Source organism: Acinetobacter sp. YH12129 (assembly GCF_013418685.1).
Classification (GTDB): Bacteria; Pseudomonadota; Gammaproteobacteria; order Pseudomonadales; family Moraxellaceae; genus Acinetobacter; species Acinetobacter amyesii.
This window is the reverse complement of sequence record NZ_VPBP01000017.1, coordinates 15,454-32,319: the sequence shown is the minus strand read 5'-3', so window position 1 is coordinate 32,319 and position 16,866 is coordinate 15,454. Positions and strand designations below refer to the sequence as shown.

Annotated in this window: 19 protein-coding genes, 4 tRNA genes, 1 pseudogene and 1 riboswitch; of the genes and pseudogenes, 7 read left to right on the top strand and 17 right to left on the bottom strand. The window is 41.2% G+C overall.

The window, feature by feature from the left end; genetic code table 11:
• Positions 1-25 precede the first annotated feature (25 nt).
• Positions 26-235 carry a PA3496 family putative envelope integrity protein gene (locus FTU65_RS10060; RefSeq protein ID WP_078191373.1) on the top strand — a complete coding sequence of 70 codons (210 nt, stop codon included), beginning with the start codon at positions 26-28 and terminating at the stop codon, positions 233-235.
• Positions 236-302: 67 nt separating this feature from the next.
• Positions 303-827, top strand: coding sequence for a YecA family protein (locus FTU65_RS10055; RefSeq protein WP_078191372.1), 525 nt, complete (start codon positions 303-305; stop codon positions 825-827).
• An 80-nt stretch (positions 828-907) separates the two neighbouring features.
• Here the strand turns inward: FTU65_RS10055 and FTU65_RS10050 are convergent, their stop codons facing one another.
• The 5 genes from FTU65_RS10050 to FTU65_RS10030 all read right to left on the bottom strand — a co-directional run bounded on the left by FTU65_RS10050 (position 908) and on the right by FTU65_RS10030 (position 4,281).
• Entirely contained in the window at positions 908-1,324 is a 417-nt protein-coding gene (locus FTU65_RS10050) for an ABZJ_00895 family protein (RefSeq protein ID WP_078192190.1), read from the bottom strand.
• Between the two features lie 124 nt (positions 1,325-1,448).
• A complete protein-coding gene (locus FTU65_RS10045; protein ID WP_111885304.1) occupies positions 1,449-1,859 on the bottom strand; it encodes an ABZJ_00895 family protein in 411 nt (136 codons plus the stop codon).
• A gap of 20 nt (positions 1,860-1,879) precedes the next feature.
• Positions 1,880-2,491: a DedA family protein gene (locus FTU65_RS10040; RefSeq protein ID WP_180065841.1), complete on the bottom strand. Its 612-nt coding sequence runs from the start codon at positions 2,489-2,491 to the stop codon at positions 1,880-1,882.
• A 366-nt stretch (positions 2,492-2,857) separates the two neighbouring features.
• Entirely contained in the window at positions 2,858-3,154 is a 297-nt protein-coding gene (locus tag FTU65_RS10035) for a hypothetical protein (protein WP_180065839.1), read from the bottom strand.
• 194 nt (positions 3,155-3,348) lie between these two features.
• Entirely contained in the window at positions 3,349-4,281 is a 933-nt protein-coding gene (locus tag FTU65_RS10030; protein ID WP_180005054.1) for a rhodanese-related sulfurtransferase, read from the bottom strand.
• A gap of 188 nt (positions 4,282-4,469) precedes the next feature.
• On the opposite strand from FTU65_RS10030, the gene FTU65_RS10025 reads away from it, so the two are divergent.
• Together FTU65_RS10025 and FTU65_RS10020 are read left to right on the top strand one after the other, a co-directional pair.
• Positions 4,470-4,958 carry a DUF1289 domain-containing protein gene (locus tag FTU65_RS10025; protein WP_180065837.1) on the top strand — a complete coding sequence of 163 codons (489 nt, stop codon included), beginning with the start codon at positions 4,470-4,472 and terminating at the stop codon, positions 4,956-4,958.
• Between the two features lie 61 nt (positions 4,959-5,019).
• Positions 5,020-5,631, top strand: a pseudogene (locus tag FTU65_RS10020) (LysE family translocator).
• A gap of 87 nt (positions 5,632-5,718) precedes the next feature.
• On the opposite strand, the gene ribB reads toward FTU65_RS10020, so the two are convergent.
• Positions 5,719-6,378 carry a 3,4-dihydroxy-2-butanone-4-phosphate synthase gene (gene ribB / locus FTU65_RS10015; RefSeq protein WP_180005445.1) on the bottom strand — a complete coding sequence of 220 codons (660 nt, stop codon included), beginning with the start codon at positions 6,376-6,378 and terminating at the stop codon, positions 5,719-5,721.
• A 103-nt stretch (positions 6,379-6,481) separates the two neighbouring features.
• Positions 6,482-6,635: riboswitch (FMN riboswitch) on the bottom strand.
• Positions 6,636-6,805: 170 nt separating this feature from the next.
• On the opposite strand from ribB, the gene FTU65_RS10010 reads away from it, so the two are divergent.
• Both FTU65_RS10010 and FTU65_RS10005 read left to right on the top strand, forming a co-directional pair.
• Positions 6,806-8,647, top strand: a complete 1,842-nt coding sequence (locus FTU65_RS10010) for a DUF2157 domain-containing protein (protein WP_180065835.1) — start codon at positions 6,806-6,808, stop codon at positions 8,645-8,647.
• The gene (locus FTU65_RS10005) at positions 8,644-9,258 is read left to right on the top strand and encodes a GDYXXLXY domain-containing protein (protein WP_257222709.1); all 615 of its coding nucleotides are present in this window, start codon (positions 8,644-8,646) and stop codon (positions 9,256-9,258) included. The genes FTU65_RS10010 and FTU65_RS10005 overlap by 4 nt, the downstream gene beginning before the upstream one ends.
• A gap of 73 nt (positions 9,259-9,331) precedes the next feature.
• Here the strand turns inward: FTU65_RS10005 and panD are convergent, their stop codons facing one another.
• The 11 genes from panD to FTU65_RS09950 form a co-directional block, all read right to left on the bottom strand.
• Positions 9,332-9,712, bottom strand: coding sequence for an aspartate 1-decarboxylase (gene panD, locus FTU65_RS10000; RefSeq protein WP_078192181.1), 381 nt, complete (start codon positions 9,710-9,712; stop codon positions 9,332-9,334).
• A 150-nt stretch (positions 9,713-9,862) separates the two neighbouring features.
• Positions 9,863-10,438 carry an aminoacyl-tRNA hydrolase gene (gene pth, locus FTU65_RS09995; RefSeq protein WP_168378106.1) on the bottom strand — a complete coding sequence of 192 codons (576 nt, stop codon included), beginning with the start codon at positions 10,436-10,438 and terminating at the stop codon, positions 9,863-9,865.
• A gap of 20 nt (positions 10,439-10,458) precedes the next feature.
• Entirely contained in the window at positions 10,459-10,755 is a 297-nt protein-coding gene (rplY, locus tag FTU65_RS09990) for a 50S ribosomal protein L25 (RefSeq protein WP_078192179.1), read from the bottom strand.
• Positions 10,756-10,853: 98 nt separating this feature from the next.
• Positions 10,854-11,807, bottom strand: a complete 954-nt coding sequence (locus FTU65_RS09985) for a ribose-phosphate pyrophosphokinase (protein WP_078191360.1) — start codon at positions 11,805-11,807, stop codon at positions 10,854-10,856.
• 37 nt (positions 11,808-11,844) lie between these two features.
• Positions 11,845-11,919 (bottom strand) — tRNA-Gln (locus tag FTU65_RS09980).
• A gap of 91 nt (positions 11,920-12,010) precedes the next feature.
• Positions 12,011-12,085 (bottom strand) — tRNA-Gln (locus FTU65_RS09975).
• Positions 12,086-12,113: 28 nt separating this feature from the next.
• Positions 12,114-12,188, bottom strand: a tRNA-Gln gene (locus FTU65_RS09970).
• A 38-nt stretch (positions 12,189-12,226) separates the two neighbouring features.
• Positions 12,227-12,301, bottom strand: a tRNA-Gln gene (locus FTU65_RS09965).
• Between the two features lie 3 nt (positions 12,302-12,304).
• Positions 12,305-13,144 (bottom strand): 4-(cytidine 5'-diphospho)-2-C-methyl-D-erythritol kinase, encoded by an 840-nt coding sequence (gene ispE / locus FTU65_RS09960; RefSeq protein ID WP_180011570.1) that lies wholly within the window; start codon positions 13,142-13,144, stop codon positions 12,305-12,307.
• A 28-nt stretch (positions 13,145-13,172) separates the two neighbouring features.
• Entirely contained in the window at positions 13,173-13,751 is a 579-nt protein-coding gene (gene lolB / locus FTU65_RS09955; RefSeq protein ID WP_180005450.1) for a lipoprotein insertase outer membrane protein LolB, read from the bottom strand.
• A gap of 9 nt (positions 13,752-13,760) precedes the next feature.
• On the bottom strand, positions 13,761-15,473 hold the full coding sequence (locus FTU65_RS09950) for a hypothetical protein (RefSeq protein ID WP_180005451.1): 1,713 nt from the start codon (positions 15,471-15,473) through the stop codon (positions 13,761-13,763).
• Between the two features lie 78 nt (positions 15,474-15,551).
• On the opposite strand from FTU65_RS09950, the gene hemA reads away from it, so the two are divergent.
• Positions 15,552-16,835, top strand: coding sequence for a glutamyl-tRNA reductase (gene hemA / locus FTU65_RS09945; protein ID WP_180065833.1), 1,284 nt, complete (start codon positions 15,552-15,554; stop codon positions 16,833-16,835).
• The last annotated feature ends 31 nt before the right edge of the window (positions 16,836-16,866 follow it).

The window sequence follows — 16,866 nt, the reverse complement described above, 5'->3', positions numbered from 1 at the left end:
TTTTTTTCATTATGAGGTAGTTTTGGTGTCTTCTACAGATTTTGAACTAGATGATAACTACGGTGATGATGATGTGAATTTCGATGAGGCCAGTGCAAAAACTAGCGCGAAAGAATCGTTAGAAAAGCGCCGACTTATTGATGACCTTCTGGCTCAGCGCCGTCTTGAACGTGAGCTTAAAGATTTTGATTACGACATCGACGATGACGATGATTTTGATGACGAAGAAGACTAAATAGCGATTTAGCATAGCGCTTGAAAATGCTATGCTTACGCATTAAGTTTCTAACTCTGGATTTGAAATGAGTGCTTTAGATTTAGACCTTTTGAGTGACTATTTAGACGGCGATGACAACGAGCATGGTCTAGATTTTGCAGCGACTCATGGTTTTTTATGTGCAATTGCAGTAGGCCCAGCTTTTGATAAATGGCTAGACGAACTTTTTGATAACAATCAGAAAAAAGTACCTGCTGAAATTATTGCACAAGTAAAAGCATGGCTCGAATCGATTCGTCAGAATCTTGCCAATGAAGATGGTATTGAATTTCCATTTGAAATTGAAGAAGCCGATGTTGAATCAAGTCTTGGTGACTGGAGTGTTGGCTTCGTTGATGCCATGTTCCTAAACGAAGATGCATGGTTCACCGACGAGTTTGAAGAACAATTGGTTGATTTAACTTTGCCAATCATGGTGTTCAGCGGCATTGATGAAGAAGATCCACAAATGGAATCTTTCCGTCGTAATGGTCAGTTGATGGATGAACTTGCAGAAGAAATCCCAACCAATTTGAACGAATTATATTTGATGTATCACACACCAAATTAATTTCGACGAAATTTAAAAAAAGCACCTTGGGGTGCTTTTTTTAGCGCTATACCTTTTCAATTCAAAGTTAGTCTAAAGGCTTAACTACGTTTGGCTTTTAAGAAGCTCTTTGCCATCCATCCAAAAGATAAAGCCAACATGAGATAATGGATGAATAAGGTAAAGCTGATAGCAAGCAGCCAGACCCAAGCGGGTAATTGCGTTAGCGCCATTTGAATAAAGGCTTGGGTTTCAGGGAAGATCAAGAGACAAATGACTGTAGCAACGACACTGATGAGAACCGAAGCTAAAATACAGCTCCAAATCAAAGTTCGCTTTTCTAACTTATTTGGCACTCGCTGATGGTCTTTAACAAAGCTGGATGCCGCAGCAAAACCGCCCACGATGAGACAGGTAATGGATGAACCACCGGGTAAATCAAAGAAAGACTCTATGGCTGCGACAGCGACCATGGCGAGGGCATAAGCAATGCTAAATGTGATGATGTATTTTTTCATTATTTAATGTTCATGTTTTCATTATATAAAGTGCGAGTATAACTTACCTGAAGTGTCTTCACTGAATTTTAACTTTCATTGAAGTGGTGATGATTTAAATTTTAACGCAATACATTGAAAAAATTTATAATTTTTTAGCGCAGTAGTCTGCATACCAACCATAGGCAATATGAAATATTGTGCCATGAATGGCGACCAAACAAAGCATAACCACAGCAGTTAGCCCGATGCCTGCATGATCTACAGATTTCATAATGCTTTCGGCATTGGGATTCATTAGCACCAAGAACAGCACAAAAAAGCTACCAATGATGATTGCAACGGCACTGGAGCCCCAAACCAGTTGGATCTTTTCATGGTTGCTAGGCACACGTTGTTCTTTCTTTACAAAATGCCCAACGCTGATTAATGCACATGCCACCAATGTAGGAATTAATGTAATACCACCAAGATTTAATCCAAAAATTAATACGGTAATCAAAAGCACCAAGGCGATGCTATAAACAGCAGCAAAGTGTAGGAGATAGTGTTTCATTTAAGCCCCAAAACAAAAAATTAACGAGGTCGACGTTGATGTCGACGGTACAAAATCCAAGCAATAATGATGACTGTGATCAGAATAATCACATGGCCAACTTTACTAAATATTTGCTGCATTAACTGCTGATTTTCACCTAAATAAAAACCCATACAAGCTAAAAAAGTGGTCCAAATAATCGTGCCTAAACCACTATAAAACATGAACTTCCAAAATGGCATGCGGCTCATTCCCGCAGGAATACTAATGAGAGAACGCACAGCTGGAATCATTCGTCCGAAAAATACAATGCGGTGACCGTATTGCTCAAACCATGCTAGAGATTTTTTTACATCTGCCGATTTGATAAATAAATACTTTCCATAGCGATCGACGAAGTGAAAGATAGATTCATGCTTAAATTTATAGCCAATCCAATACAGCAATGCTGCCGCCAGTAAAGAGCCAATGCAGCCTGAAATAATGACACCAATGAGCAGCAGTTGACCTTGGGAGGCAGAATAGCCAGCCGAGGGCATGATGATTTCTGAGGGGATTGGGGGGAAGACATTGTCAAGGAACATGAGTAGGGCAATACCGAGATAACCCAATTGTTCCATGATTGAAATGATCCATTCAGTTAAATTCATGGCAGCCAAGGCAGAGAAAAGGTGTATTTATCCTATGTTGAAAAGCGCAGTGGGTAAAGTTCCGTTTTAAATATTCCTGAAACCACCTAAGCAAAAACAACAAATGTTGAGTTCATCTTGTATTAAGTAGCACGTAGGCTTAATGAGAAGGAAAATGTATCAATGCGTGAGGGCATTAAGATATGCTGAATGATATAAGGCTGAATAATTGAAAGGCTTGGATCATAGTTTTTATAGTATTGAGCGTACGCTGTTCAGTTTGGATTTTATTTTTGATTTTTGGCGCTTTAGCAGCCTTAAAAATCGTTTTATGTACTGAACAGCGTAGGACAAAGTTGCAATAAGTGACGTTGCAATGTGCGTAAATTAATCATCATGTTCCATATTTAACAGGGTGTGAATATAGACTTGGCGTAAGCTCAGAGATAAAGCAAATGGAATCGCACAAAGTCCAAGAATGTTGAGCAGAGTGGGTTGTAAGTGCAAGGTATAAGCAATAAATAAGGCAAAAATTGCACCAATGCATGTGGCAATACTGACTATCAAAATATGCGACTGTTGGTTAAGGAGGTGTTTTAATTCTCCTACACTTTCTTTTACACGGGGAGCGGGTAAAGCAAGGCGCCTTGAGGTTGCAATTGGAGAGTTGATTAATTTTGGCATAATGCTTTCCTTTTCAATTATCTATAATGATTTTCTCGGATCAATTGATCAGAATAAGCATAAATGCGCGAACTGATTCTCGTAAATAACCAGATATAGTTATTTTGTCAAAAAAATTAAGTCACTGTTGAGAATGCGTAAAAAAAGCCCTAAAAATAGGGCTTTTATTTATATATCGTTACAACAAATTTTCCTTAGAGGCGCTTACGTTTTGCTGCCACAATTTGTGATTGACGCATACGGAAGCCTGCTTTTTGCTGTTCAGTAGTTTTGTCGATACAGTATTTGCATGATACGCCGTGTTCGTAGCTCGGAAGTTCAACTTCAGCAGGAGCCAGTGGCCAACCGCATGCGTGACATTTGATATTTTCGCCTTCTTCCATACCGTGAGTGACAGCAGTACGACCGTCAAATACGAAACATTCACCTTCCCACATGCTGTCGGAAGCAGGGGTTTCTTCTAAATATTTTAAGATACCGCCTTTAAGGTGATAAACCTCATTAAAGCCTTCTTGAAGTAAAAGTGAGGTTGATTTTTCACAGCGAATACCGCCTGTACAGAACATGGCAATTTTCTTATCTTTATGCTGCTCAAGCTCTTTTTTCACGTATTCAGGGAATTCACGGAAAGTCTCAGTTTTCGGGTCAATCGCACCCTTAAATGTACCTGCTTTGTACTCATAGTCGTTACGTGTATCAATTAGGATTACGTCATCACGTGTAATTAGTTCATTCCATTCTTTAGGATCAAGATAGTGACCGACTAAATCACGTGGTTTCACTTCCACACCTAAAGTCACGATTTCTTTTTTCAGTTTGATCTTCATTTTACGGAATGGTTTATCCGTACTATGCGATTCTTTGTATTCCATCGCATTGAAGCCTTCATTGAGAAGGAATTGATGGATGATATCTACAGATTTACGGTCACCGGCAACCGTACCGTTAATACCTTCACCTGCCACAATTAGAGTACCGCAAAGGTTGATGGTTTTTACCAAGTCTAAAAGACGTTGTTGAAGATCAGCAGGATCTTGAACTTCTTTGAATTGATAAAGTGCGGCAACAACCCAACCAGAGGTCGCTTGCTGTTCTACAGGTGCAAGCTGTTCTACAGTAGCGTTCATGGAGTACTCCAAGTGAATAAACAGGATAAAAATTAAGGCGCACATTCTACCGTGATTTGGATGAATAAGCGAGTAAAGCGATGGCTTTTAACCACACATTTGATCATAGCTTCATTTCAGTAGTTTTAGCGTGTATAGTCATGCCGAGTTGTTTTTATCCCATAAATATTGCTTGAATGGAGCCGGTTTTGAGTACTGCTCGTCGAATTGCCTCGTTAACCCCATGTGCAGGGCGTTGTTCTACGGTATTTGGTGATTCAGTCTGTCGTGGTTGCCGCCGCTTTAACCATGAAGTCATAAAATGGAATACCTATACAGCAGAGCAACACACGGCCATTTGGTGTCGTTTAGATGCACAATTAGATCAAATTTTAATACCGATGTTGCCGCAAGCAGATATCATCCATGTCGAAGGCTTTGTCTTGTCTAAGCGAGTTCGCTTACGTCCAGATGCAAGCAAAGGCCGTAAACTGTATCACGCACTCAAGCTCTGCGAAAAAAACCGTCATTTCACAGATGAAAGTGGACTCGGGATACATTACAAACAGGTGCGACCGTTGTGGGATGAATTTGAGCGTCGTGTTTTAGCACTCGCCACAGCCAGCTATGATTTGGCATTTTTAAGAGCAGATGCCATTCGCTTGCATTTATTGCAAAACATGGATGAAGAGGACTAAGTCCTCTTTTTTTATTTATGAAATTTATCGTGATCTAAAAAATAAGTGAAGGAATCTCAGCGTGAATTATTCGGAGTACTTTTTATATTGTGTGGCAGTCATCGTGATGATTGCAACGCCTGGACCTGTCATGCTGTTGGTCGCAAGTGCAGGCTTACAAGGCGGCTATAAAAAGGCATTTCAAACCATTGTCGGGACGAATTTTGCTTCACTGATTTTGATCGTACTGTCGGTGTGTATTTTAAAAGGCATTTTAAATGTGAATGCGCACTGGCTCGATGGCATTAAAACACTGGGTTGTATATATATTGCTTATATTGGGTTTGATATTTTAAAAGAAGTGATGACACAGCCCACTGAGTAATCTCTGCAGTTAAAAGCAGCACAAGGGGGCTTTAAGCAAGGACTGATCGTGGGGATTTCAAATCCTAAGGATATTATTTTCTTTGCTTCATTTTTTCCGCAGTTTGTAGGAATTACTCCTCATCTTGATCTGAGTTTAATTGTGTTGACCCTCAGTTGGATCGTTTTAGATTTTGCGACCTTGTCTTTGGTGTATTTATCTTTTCATCGCTTGTCGAAATCACGTTGGTATAAAAAATTGTTGGCACTGTGTGGGCTGATTTTAGTGGTGGTTGCCATCTATGGCATCTATAGCACATTCACGGCTTAATTCTTAACTTGAAACGTCTATTAAAAAAATAAAAAGGCTGATTAAATCAGCCTTTTTATGAACGTGTAGAGCTTTAATTAATTCGCACTAGAGATTGTGCTGTAAACGATATTGCACAATTTCTTCAATGGTGAGTACAGTCAAATGATGGGTTTGTGCATACGCTAAAACTTGTACGCCATTCGCCATTGTGCCGTCTAGGTTAGTTAATTCACACAAAACACCTGCAGGTTTTAAACCGGCCAGACGGGCCAAATCAATAGTCCCTTCAGTATGTCCGCGACGGGTCAATACGCCGCCTTCACGCGCACGTAAAGGAAAAACATGACCCGGACGGTTTAAGTCAGCAGCAACAGCACCATCTTTAATTGCGGCTTTGACTGTAGTTGTTCGGTCTTTTGCAGAAACTCCAGTAGTAACACCTTCCGCAGCTTCAATGGTGACAGTAAAGGCAGTTTTAAAATGGCTAGAGTTATCAGACACCATGGGTGGAAGTTCTAAATGATTAGCCTGAGCATCGGTTAAACACAGGCAGACAATCCCTGAACCGTCACGAATCATACGTGCCATGGTTTCTACAGTGAGTGTTTCTGCAGCAACAATCAGGTCGGCTTCATTTTCACGGTCAAAATCGTCCATGACTAAAACAGGCTTGCCATGACGAATGTCTTCTAAGGCTTGCAGCATGCGCTGTTCTGCAGGTGGAAGGGCAGAAAAGAAAATTTCGGGTTGAATTAAACTAGACATTGAAACGCTCGCGTAAATTTTAGATACGGTTGAACATTTCAGGACATGTGAAATAGTGGCGTTACGATATATATTGAAAATGATCAATGATATAGAGATGTGACGTCGTCTTCTTTCATCCGGACTATACCGTCGGCTCAGGCATTGCACCTGATCTGCGAATCGCGTTTAAACGATTGGCTCGTGGGCTTTTTGCAGGGCGTTCAACCCAGCAAATTTACCACCGGTGGGGAGTTTCACCCCGCCCTGAAGCGATGTGTCTTGAGTATAGACCTGTTTGTGTGGTGATGGGGAATTATTGCGTAGAATCATTTGCAAAATTTTAGATAAGTAAAGTTATAAGATTGGATTTGTAAGCATTTTTATAAAGTGTGCCAAAGCATGCTATCGTGCCGATAAATCAACCATGATTGCATAATGATAAAAAATGACGCTTCCTCAGCATTCTCAGCAGCAGAATATAAAGCTGCATTGTTCACAGTTAGATCAAGAGTTTTCAACAGATCTGTTCCAAGATGTACAGGTCATTCGGTATCTGCAAGTGATCGGTGTTGCACTGATAGCAGCCAGTTTCGTGTATTTGATCGCGGCAAACTGGCTGATGTTGCCAAAATTCATCCAATTGGCAATTCCAATGTTGCTGTTGCTACTGAGTGCTGTGACGAGTGTATATTTTGCAAGGCATGCTTGGATTCAGCAAAGCTTAGATGCTTTAAGTGCTTTGTTGCTCGGATTAAGTTTAGCTGTGATTGGGCAGGTCTATCAAACAGGAGCAGACAGTTATCTGTTATTTTTGGTCTGGGCTTTGCTGCTTTTACCTTGGTTATCTCGACCGAATATTGGAGTCTTTGCGTTACTGTGTTTGATCAGTCAATTGGCATTATTTTTATATTTTAAACAAAGCTATTTAATCGTTGATCATTCATGGTGGTATTTACTCTGCATGAATGTATTGACCGCAATATGTGTGACCTTGTGTTTGAAATATTATGCTGCACTGCGCTTTGTATTTGTTGCATTTATTACACTAATGTCGATGTATTGCATGTTTTTATACTGCGGAAATGGGGCAGAGCAGTATCAATGGCAATATTTAATTTTTGCATTGTTGCTTCCAATTTATCTGATTATCTATTTTTATCGACAACATCGTGCATTAGAAACCAGTTTACAAGCTGCAGGTCTCGCCGCGAGTTTCAGTATTTTGATTTTCCAATGGGCAGAACATATTTTATCTGACTCGAGTGCAGGATTGTTGGTTTTTGCCTTGCTGATATTTGCTTGGTTTGCGGTGATCAGTTGGGCACTGATGAAATTTCTGCCACAGACTAAATTTGCGGTTATTCCTTTAGCGATTGGGGCATGGTTCGCAGGCATTATTTTATCGAGCTTATTGCTGACCTATTGGAAGGCGTTTTCAATCGTCATGGGCTTAGTTTTTGTGGCTGTGGCTTGGTGGTTGATTCGACGAGCTAAAAGTATCTTTAGTCGCCAATTTGCTTACTGCTTATGGGTATGTGGCCAATCTGCGGTCTTCATACATACAGAGAGCTTGACCGATAGCATTGGGTTTATTTTAGTATTACAAATTGGCGTTATCTTGCTCTGTTTGTTTAGTCGAATGCATTGGTTTATTGTTTTTATTCAACTCATTGCAGGATATGGCCTTGCAGTGGCCACACTATTTGATGCCGATCTTTTTATGAGCGATGAACATGTCATCTTAGCTGTGATTGGATTGAATTATATTCTACTGATTTTCTTGCTCGGGAGTGCAACAGCTTGGTTGCACTCGATGTATCGAAAAAGTGTTGTGTTGTGGATGTTATGCATCGTATTGGCGGGTGTGGTGTTGCAGACCTTGTCAAATAACGTTCTACATTTTGAACAGACCCAACATGGCATTCTTGACCTATTTGTCTGTTATCTACTGCCTGTGGTTTGGCTTGGCCTTTACATCGCAAATCAGCAAAAACAGGCGGGGCGCGAAAAATGGCTGTTACTGCTATTGGGCCTTGTGCTGATTGCGATGGGCTATTTTGGAATTTTCTTGTTATTGGTTTTATTGGCATGGGCGCAGGTCTATCAGCAATCTTTGGTTAAAGCCCTTTGCATCGTGTTGATCATTTTTAGCTTATGGATGCTGTATTACAATTTAGGGTTGAGCTTTTTACTGAAAAGTTTAACGATTTTGATCTCTGGTCTTTTGCTGCTTGGCATCACCAAAATGTTAACTGCGATACAGCATAAACAAGGGGAAGGAGCATGATGAACATACTCAATAAAAAAATGCTTCCTATTGGTTTGGCTGTACTCAGTATTCTTTTATTTGTACTGATGATTGCACGGCATGAATGGCATCTGGCAAACAGTCAGAGTATTTATGTAAAGCTGCAACCGGTCGATCCTCGCTCTTTGATTCAAGGGGATTATATGGCCTTGAATTATCAGCTCTATTTTGGTGGTCAGCCTTCTGAAGAGCAATCTGCTAATGGGCAGGCTGCCAAAGCGAACAAAGAAGAAAATGTACACCGTGACTATTTTGTAGATCAAAAAAGTATTGTGAGTTATGTGCAGCTTGATGCACAGCGTAGAGTGATTCGAACCAGTTTCAACCCAGAGTTATTAGTGCAGTATCCAAGCTCATCTACAAAACTGGTGCTCAAAAATCCTGACAATAGATTTGAGGGTTTATATCCCGCTGCAAGCAGCTTTTTGTTTGCCGAAGGCTTGGAACCGTGCTATCGCAATGCGCAATTTGCAGAGCTGAAAGTACAGGAAAATGGTCAGCCCTTATTGGTGGGTCTAGTGGGTGAAAACCTGCAGTCACTTCTGTGTGAGCAGAAGAAAGTTTGGTGGAAGGGGCCACGAAGTGAATAAAAGCGGATTATGTGATTGATCGCATAAAAAAGCCCGCAAATTTGCGGGCATTTAGAATCTTTGAATGCTTGAATTAAGCAACTTGAACTGGAATACAGTTCGCTGTGTGGTTCACTGTGTTATTTGGGTTCGCATAGACTAAACGTGGCTTATGTGCATTTGCTTCAGCTTCTGTGAAATCGCCAAAAGTTGCAATAATCATCAAATCACCAATATCTGCTTGGTGAGCAGCACCGCCATTTACAGAGATAATGCCAGAACCTTCTTCACCACGAATGGCGTAAGTGGTAAAACGCTTACCATTAGTCACGTTCCACATATGAATTTCTTCATATTCACGGATACCGGCTAAATCTAGAAGAATACCGTCAATTGCACAAGAACCTTCATAATGTAATTCTGCTTGTGTAACGACGCAACGGTGGATTTTAGCTTTTAATAAACGAGATAGCATGGCTAGCGTCTCCTTGGTAGACCTAAGATCGTATCTTATGGTGGAACAATCTCTTGAATGCTGGGTGAGCAGTCAAATGCAAGCGCATTTTGCTCTGAAATTATTCAGATGGCAATAAGTATTGTTCAACAATTTGTGGAATTGTCAGTTCTATTTGTAAGCATTGATCTGGTTCATGGCTTGCTGAATCTCACCACTTACCAACAATTTAGTACGTGATAAGGCATGTGCAATAGCATCATCCATTAAGCCTTGTTCACTACTTGGTGCTTTACCTAAGACATGGCCTGAGACACGTTCTTTAGAACCTGGATGACCAATACCAATACGTAAACGATGGAAATTTGGACCAATATGCGGGACGATATCGCGTAAACCATTATGACCACCATGACCACCGCCAGTTTTCAGGCGAATGACACCAGGGTTCATATCAAGTTCATCGTGTGCGATAAGCATTGCTTCAGGAGCAATTTGATAGAATTTGGCGAAGGGAACAACACTTTGACCAGAGAGGTTCATAAAGGTTGTGGGTAACAGCAGACGAACGTCTTGACCTTCGATATTACCACGACCACTGATGCCTTTATATTTAGGATCAGCTTTAAGTTGGATGCCATATTGTTCTGCAAGGCGTTCTACAAACCAGAAGCCTGCATTATGGCGGGTTTGGGCATACTCAGAACCTGGGTTACCCAAACCAACAATCAGTGAAAGTTTACTCACTCATTTACACCATTTAACACTTATGCGCGTTTGAAGTCAGCGTGCATAGGAGTGTTTTTAGCTGGGTGACGTTGTAAAGCTTGGATTTTAACGCTTTCAGCTTTACCGTCGATGTTGATTTCAACAACTTCTTCAAAGAATGCGTTGTTTTCTAAAGCTTTAACAAGTTCGCGAAGTTCCAAAGTAACTGCTACAGGTTCAGCTGCACCACCGTAGATGATTGCTGGTACTTTATTTTGAAGACGAAGGCGGCGGCTCGAACCTTTCCCTTGTACTGCTTCTTCACGTGCTACTGCATTTAATACGAAGTTTGCCATGATAGACATTCCTATTTAAGTTTAATTGACTAGACCTTCGACCAGTCTAGTGATAGAAAGCCCCACCAAAAGGCAGGGCTTTTAAATTTAGCGCTATATTATAGATAAGAATCGAACATTGCGCTAATAGATTCTTCGTTGTTAATACGACGAATTGTTTCAGCAACCATACTTGCAACTGAAACTTGGCGAATCTTACCAAGAGCTTGAGCTTCTTCTGAAAGCGGAATGGTGTCTGTTACAACCAATTCGTCAATCACAGAGTTTTTCAAGTTTTCTAAAGCTTTACCAGAAAGTACTGGGTGAGTTGCGTAAGCAACAACTTTGCGAGCACCAAAAGTTTTTAGTGCGTCAGCAGCTTTACACAATGTACCTGCTGTATCCACCATATCATCAACGATGACACAGTCACGGCCTTTAACGTCACCGATCAAGTGCATTACTTGAGATTCATTCGCTTTTTGACGGCGTTTGTCGATGATCGCAAGATCGATATCACCCATTTGCTTAGCAACAGCACGCGCACGTACTACACCACCAACGTCAGGAGAAACAACCATTAAGTTGTCGTGTGACTGTTGACGAAGATCTGCTAAAAGCGCAGGAGTACCGTAGATGTTGTCTACAGGAATATCGAAGAAACCTTGGATTTGGTCAGCATGAAGGTCGATCATGACAACGCGGTCAATACCAACAGTTGTGAGCATATCTGCAACAACTTTTGCTGTAATTGGCACACGGCTTGAACGTGGACGACGATCTTGACGAGCATAACCAAAGTAAGGAATGACAGCAGTGATACGACCAGCACTTGCACGACGCAAAGCATCAGCCATAACTAAGATTTCCATAAGGTTATCGTTAGTTGGGGCACAAGTTGGTTGTACGATGAATACGTCTTTACCACGAACATTTTCAGTAATTTCGACAGCGATTTCACCGTCAGAAAATTGACCTACAGATGCAGCACCTAGAGGGATGTGAAGGTGGCTAACGACTTTTTGGGCGAATTGTGGATGTGCAGATCCACTAAAAACGACAAGATTGGGCATGAAGCACCCTTGGCGGTTGGCAAATTAGGGAATTAGATGGCAGGGGCGGCTGGATTCGAACCAACGGATGCCGAGATCAAAACCCGGTGCCTTACCACTTGGCGACGCCCCTAATGCGGCAGAACTTTAATATTTTTGCGGTATTTTGTCAAGTTGAAACAACAAAGATACTGCAAATTATGCTCTGTCTTTTTTGAAGTTAATGGCAGGGGCGGCTGGATTCGAACCAACGGATGCCGAGATCAAAACCCGGTGCCTTACCACTTGGCGACGCCCCTAAATTGATGAAATAGCGAATAAAGTAAATGGCAGGGGCGGCTGGATTCGAACCAACGGATGCCGAGATCAAAACCCGGTGCCTTACCACTTGGCGACGCCCCTAATACTTTACAGCAATTACATCTACAGGTGAAAAATGATGGCAGGGGCGGCTGGATTCGAACCAACGGATGCCGAGATCAAAACCCGGTGCCTTACCACTTGGCGACGCCCCTATATCAAACTTCAAAATGACGTAATGGTGATTCTTGTAAACTGCGAACCAAGTAAGATTTACATGGTGCATTTTTCAATATGTCATCAATATTCATATTTTCAGTCACTTCAGTAAATACACAAGCACCTGTACCTGTAAGCTTTGCGGCACCGAACTGATCTAAGTACTGCATTGCTTCATCGACTTCGGGATATAAGCTTCGTGCCACAGGCTCAAAGTTATTTCCAAAATCAGATGGCGTTTCCTGATAGCCGCAAAATTTAGTGGGCTTTGAGTCTCTTGTCAACGTTTTTTGTGAAAAAAGCAGTTGAGTGCTGATAAAACAGTCAGGTTTCAGCACAATGTACTGTTTTTGAGCTAAATCTATGAATGTTAAGTGTTCACCGATGCCTTCAGCCCATGCATTTAGACCATGTACAAACACGGGAACATCTGCCCCAAGTTGTAAGCCGAGTTCTGCTAGTTGTTCAGTATTTAGACCACATTTCCACAGTTGATTGAGCACAATAAGGGTTGTTGCTGCATTGGATGAACCACCACCGAGCCCGGCACCCATCGGAATATTTTTTTCGATGTGGATTTTTTGTGCAGTCAGTGCTTTAGCAAACGGTTTGAGTATTTGAGCAGCACGATAAATTAAATTTTGCTCTAGATTGACGCTGTTTAAGCCCTCAATTTGAATAAAATTTTCATCAGCAGAATTTGCAAGTGGGTGAAATTCCATCCAATCAGATAAATCGATGAGCTGAAAAATCGTCTGCAATTCGTGATATCCATTAGGACGTCGGCCAGTAATGTGCAAAAACAAATTGAGTTTTGCAGGAGAAGGTACACGAATCACAGAAGTCATAGCTCAGCTTTTAGGCAAATTAACGATTTTGAATCACCATTGTAATACGGTTTTCCTGACCGGATTCAAGTGCTTGTTTTAAAATTAACTTGTTCGGTACCGTCGCAGTCTCGTTATAGCTTAGGTCAACCGTCCAACCATCTTCAATAATCTGTTGTGGGCGCTGTGCAGTATCGCGTTGAATTTTTGCTTGTGTGGTTGCAGGGCGCGCCTGTACCCAGTCGACGAGGTGGGTAATGGGAGCTTGCCAACCAGTAGCACGTTCCAGTAATTCTTCAGGTGTTTCTGCTTCAATTAAACCGGTTTTTGCACTGTTTAACTGAACTTGACCGGGTTTACCGCTGATTTGAGTTTTTCCAACACCTAATATGCCACTCAGTTCGATATCATATTCATTGCGGTCTTGAACCCAAGTAAAAAAAGCACTTCCTGACTGTTGTGGCGTGCGCACACCAATCTTACCTTGTAAGTTGAATTGATTTGCAGCGACTTCTTCAGGGCTGGGTTGATCGGGTGTTTTAACATATTGCTGACAACCGGTAAAAAATAAAGCGCAGCAGGTCAGGGCAGATACCCCAAATTTTGAAGATACTTGCATAAACTCTTTCTAACTCTTTTTCATGGGTTGGGGTAACAATAACGAATGTAGTTGCTCTAATTGCGGATCATTCGGATGTTTTTGTTGGAGTTGTTGTAACAACGCGTCAAATTTATTCATATCACCTTGCATGAAGACGGATCGTGCATAGCGAATGCCAATTTTTAAGCTATTACTCAGTTCATACGCTTTGGCCAAAACCGATGCAGAGGTACTAAAATCATTTTGCAAATAGCAAATATAACCGAACGTATCTAAAATTGAGGCTTGCTCAGGAGCATATTCTAAGGCATGTTCGACGTACTTTCGGGCTTCATCTAAGCGTCTATTTTGTACCGCCAAAGTATAGGCATATGCATTTAAATAAGTCGGGCTATTGGGTTCAATTTCAAGTAATTGTTTTAGTAATTGGTCGAGTCTATCTTTATCTTGATGGGCGTCGAGCAATAGAACTTCGGCATAAATGAGCTCTGGATCTTCAGGTAAGTTTTTTACCGCTTCATCAAGTAAACGGACTGCTGCTTTTTTATTGTTCATGCGTTTTAAAATATCTGCCTGAGCAAGATATAAAAAACTGGCATGTTGAGGATAATTAACCCGCTCTTGGGTTAAAAAGCGCAGTGCATCATGCAGCTTATTTTGCTGGCTAAAAATGCTGATCATATTGCGACGTGAAACCGTATAAAGACTACCATCTACAAGGCGATAATAGGCTTTCGCTGTTTCATAATGTTGTTTGCGTTCAGCATTTACCGCGAGATAGTAATACGCCTCATTTTGGTATTTGCTCGAATAGCGTAACTCCACCAAATACTTTTCGGCTTTTTCATAAAGCTCTAAGTCAATACTGGTCAAACCTGCCATAAATAGCGGTTCTTCAGCAGATGGCCATTTCTTTAGTATATCTTCGAGTTTTTCTAGACCTAATTCTGACTGATTGATTTTAATTAAATATTTTGCTTCTGCTAAGCGAACTTCCATATTGTTGCGGTGTTTACGGCTGGATTTTTCGAACCATTTTAAGGTTTCTTCTTCATCACCTAACGACATAAGTAAATTGGCTTTCATTAAGATATAGCCAGTCACTTTCGGGCGTTTTTTCAGTGCTAAATTAATGGTGTCTAAGGCATCAGCAAAGGCACCATTTTGAGCTTGTAAACCTGCGACTAAGACCAAAATAGAGGGATTGGTTTTTTCTTTGCTGGCGGTCAGTGCTTGGATCAGATAAGCACGATCTTCCTCTGACTCAGGGGAAATACCCGCCAAAATTTGTTCTAAATCTGCATTTGGGTCAATGGTTAAAATTTTATCAAGTGTTTCGGCGGCAAGCTCATATTCATGGGCTTTCAAAGCAATATGTGATAAATAAAATAATGCTGGTACATCTTCAGGTTCTTGCACAACCCAATGTGTAGCAATATCTAAGGCTGCTTGTAAATCATTTTGCTCAATAGCAACGTTTAAAGCACGCTGTTTGACCATGGTGGATTTACTTTTGATTGCAAGCACGGTGTAATTATGAAGCGCGGTTGGAATGTCGTTATAAGCTAAGGCAAATTCTGCAATCATACTTTGTTTAATTGCATCATATCCTGAATTTGCATGGTAAACTTCTCCCACGGCCCGAATTGGGGCAGTAGAAGCCATGCTACCAACAAGTAAGAATGTGGTAGAATACTGCTTTATTGTCTGGCCGTTCAGTCGGCTATTTGTTAGACGCAATTTTTCTTGATCCAAGTAATGCTTTTTATGACGCCGATAATGCACAATAGCATAAATTTAGCGAAATGATGATCTGATATGTCTTTCTTTGCATTGGGTGTCAACCATCAAACCGCCTCTGTAGAACTGCGCGAACAGATTGCATTTAACCCTGAAAAGTTAACAGCGCTGCTTGAACAGCAAAGCCATGCACCTGAACTCAATGACATGGTGGTGGTATCTACATGTAATCGTACTGAAGTCTATGCGATGTCTGAAAATGCAGACATGGTATTGAATTGGCTTGCCCAATCAAATGGTATTGATGTAAAGCAATTGTCAAATCATGTGTATCGTTATGAAAATGAACAGGCGGTGACACACCTCATGCGTGTGGCTAGCGGCTTGGATTCGCTCATGCTTGGTGAGCCTCAAATTTTAGGTCAAGTCAAAACGGCTTTGTCCTTAGCCAAAGATGCCGAAACCGTTTCCCCAAATTTAAACCGTATTTTTGAATATGCCTTTTATGCGGCAAAACGTGTGCGTTCTGAAACAGCCGTTGGAAGTCATGCGGTGTCGATGGGCTATGCTGTTGCTCAGCTCGCTTTACAGGTCTTTAGTCAGCCTGAAAAATTGACGGTGATGATTGTTGCTGCTGGTGAAATGAATAGCTTGGTTGCAAAGCATTTGGCCGAAATGGGTGTGGGTAGAATTATTATCTGTAACCGTACACGTGCCCGTGCCGAAGCTTTATCGCAAGAGATTGCTCATCGTGTAGAAGTTGAAATTATTGATTTTGCAGATTTGGCAGACAATTTACATCGTGCAGATGTAATTTCAAGTTGTACCGGAAGCTTGCATCAAGTGATTTATTTTGCGGATGTCAAAGCAGCACTGAAAAAACGTCGTTATAAACAAATGCTATTGGTTGATTTGGCTGTACCACGAGATATTGAAGCCAAAGTTGAAAGTCTAGATGGCGTTTATTTATATGGTGTCGATGACCTGCAAACTGTCATTGAAGAAAATTTGGCTCAGCGTCGTCAGGCGGCAGTTGAAGCCGAAGTGATGGTCAATCAGCTTGCGACAGATTTAATCACACAGCAAAAAGTGAATTTGGCTGGTTCGACGATTCATGCATACCGTGAACATGGTGAGTCATTACGTCAAGAAGAACTGACTTTGGCGCTGAATCGTCTACAAAAGGGTGAAGATGCTGCGAAGATTATGCAAGAAATGTCGCATCGTTTAACCCAAAAGCTGCTGCATCCAACCTCTATTGTGCTGCGTAATGCGGCGATGGCGGAAGACCCAGCATATTTTGAAATGATAGAGCAAGATTTAGTTAATGTGGCTGAAAATCGCCGTAAACCAAAGAAATAAATAAGCTGATTCATTGAAAAGTATGTTGTTC

Bases quoted from the DNA above. Each gene is read 5' to 3' on its own strand.
- FTU65_RS10055 (WP_078191372.1), top strand. From the start codon at position 303: ATGAGTGCTTTAGATTTAGACCTTTTGAGTGACTATTTAGACGGCGAT.
- rplY (WP_078192179.1), bottom strand. From the start codon at position 10,755: ATGGCAAACTTCGTATTAAATGCAGTAGCACGTGAAGAAGCAGTACAA.
- FTU65_RS10050 (WP_078192190.1), bottom strand. From the start codon at position 1,324: ATGAAAAAATACATCATCACATTTAGCATTGCTTATGCCCTCGCCATG.
- FTU65_RS10005 (WP_257222709.1), top strand. From the start codon at position 8,644: ATGATGAACATACTCAATAAAAAAATGCTTCCTATTGGTTTGGCTGTA.
- panD (WP_078192181.1), bottom strand. From the start codon at position 9,712: ATGCTATCTCGTTTATTAAAAGCTAAAATCCACCGTTGCGTCGTTACA.
- FTU65_RS10035 (WP_180065839.1), bottom strand. From the start codon at position 3,154: ATGCCAAAATTAATCAACTCTCCAATTGCAACCTCAAGGCGCCTTGCT.
- FTU65_RS10010 (WP_180065835.1), top strand. From the start codon at position 6,806: ATGACGCTTCCTCAGCATTCTCAGCAGCAGAATATAAAGCTGCATTGT.
- FTU65_RS09985 (WP_078191360.1), bottom strand. From the start codon at position 11,807: ATGCCCAATCTTGTCGTTTTTAGTGGATCTGCACATCCACAATTCGCC.
- FTU65_RS10040 (WP_180065841.1), bottom strand. From the start codon at position 2,491: ATGAATTTAACTGAATGGATCATTTCAATCATGGAACAATTGGGTTAT.
- lolB (WP_180005450.1), bottom strand. From the start codon at position 13,751: ATGCAAGTATCTTCAAAATTTGGGGTATCTGCCCTGACCTGCTGCGCT.
- FTU65_RS10030 (WP_180005054.1), bottom strand. From the start codon at position 4,281: ATGAACGCTACTGTAGAACAGCTTGCACCTGTAGAACAGCAAGCGACC.
- hemA (WP_180065833.1), top strand. From the start codon at position 15,552: ATGTCTTTCTTTGCATTGGGTGTCAACCATCAAACCGCCTCTGTAGAA.
- FTU65_RS10045 (WP_111885304.1), bottom strand. From the start codon at position 1,859: ATGAAACACTATCTCCTACACTTTGCTGCTGTTTATAGCATCGCCTTG.
- ribB (WP_180005445.1), bottom strand. From the start codon at position 6,378: ATGTCTAGTTTAATTCAACCCGAAATTTTCTTTTCTGCCCTTCCACCT.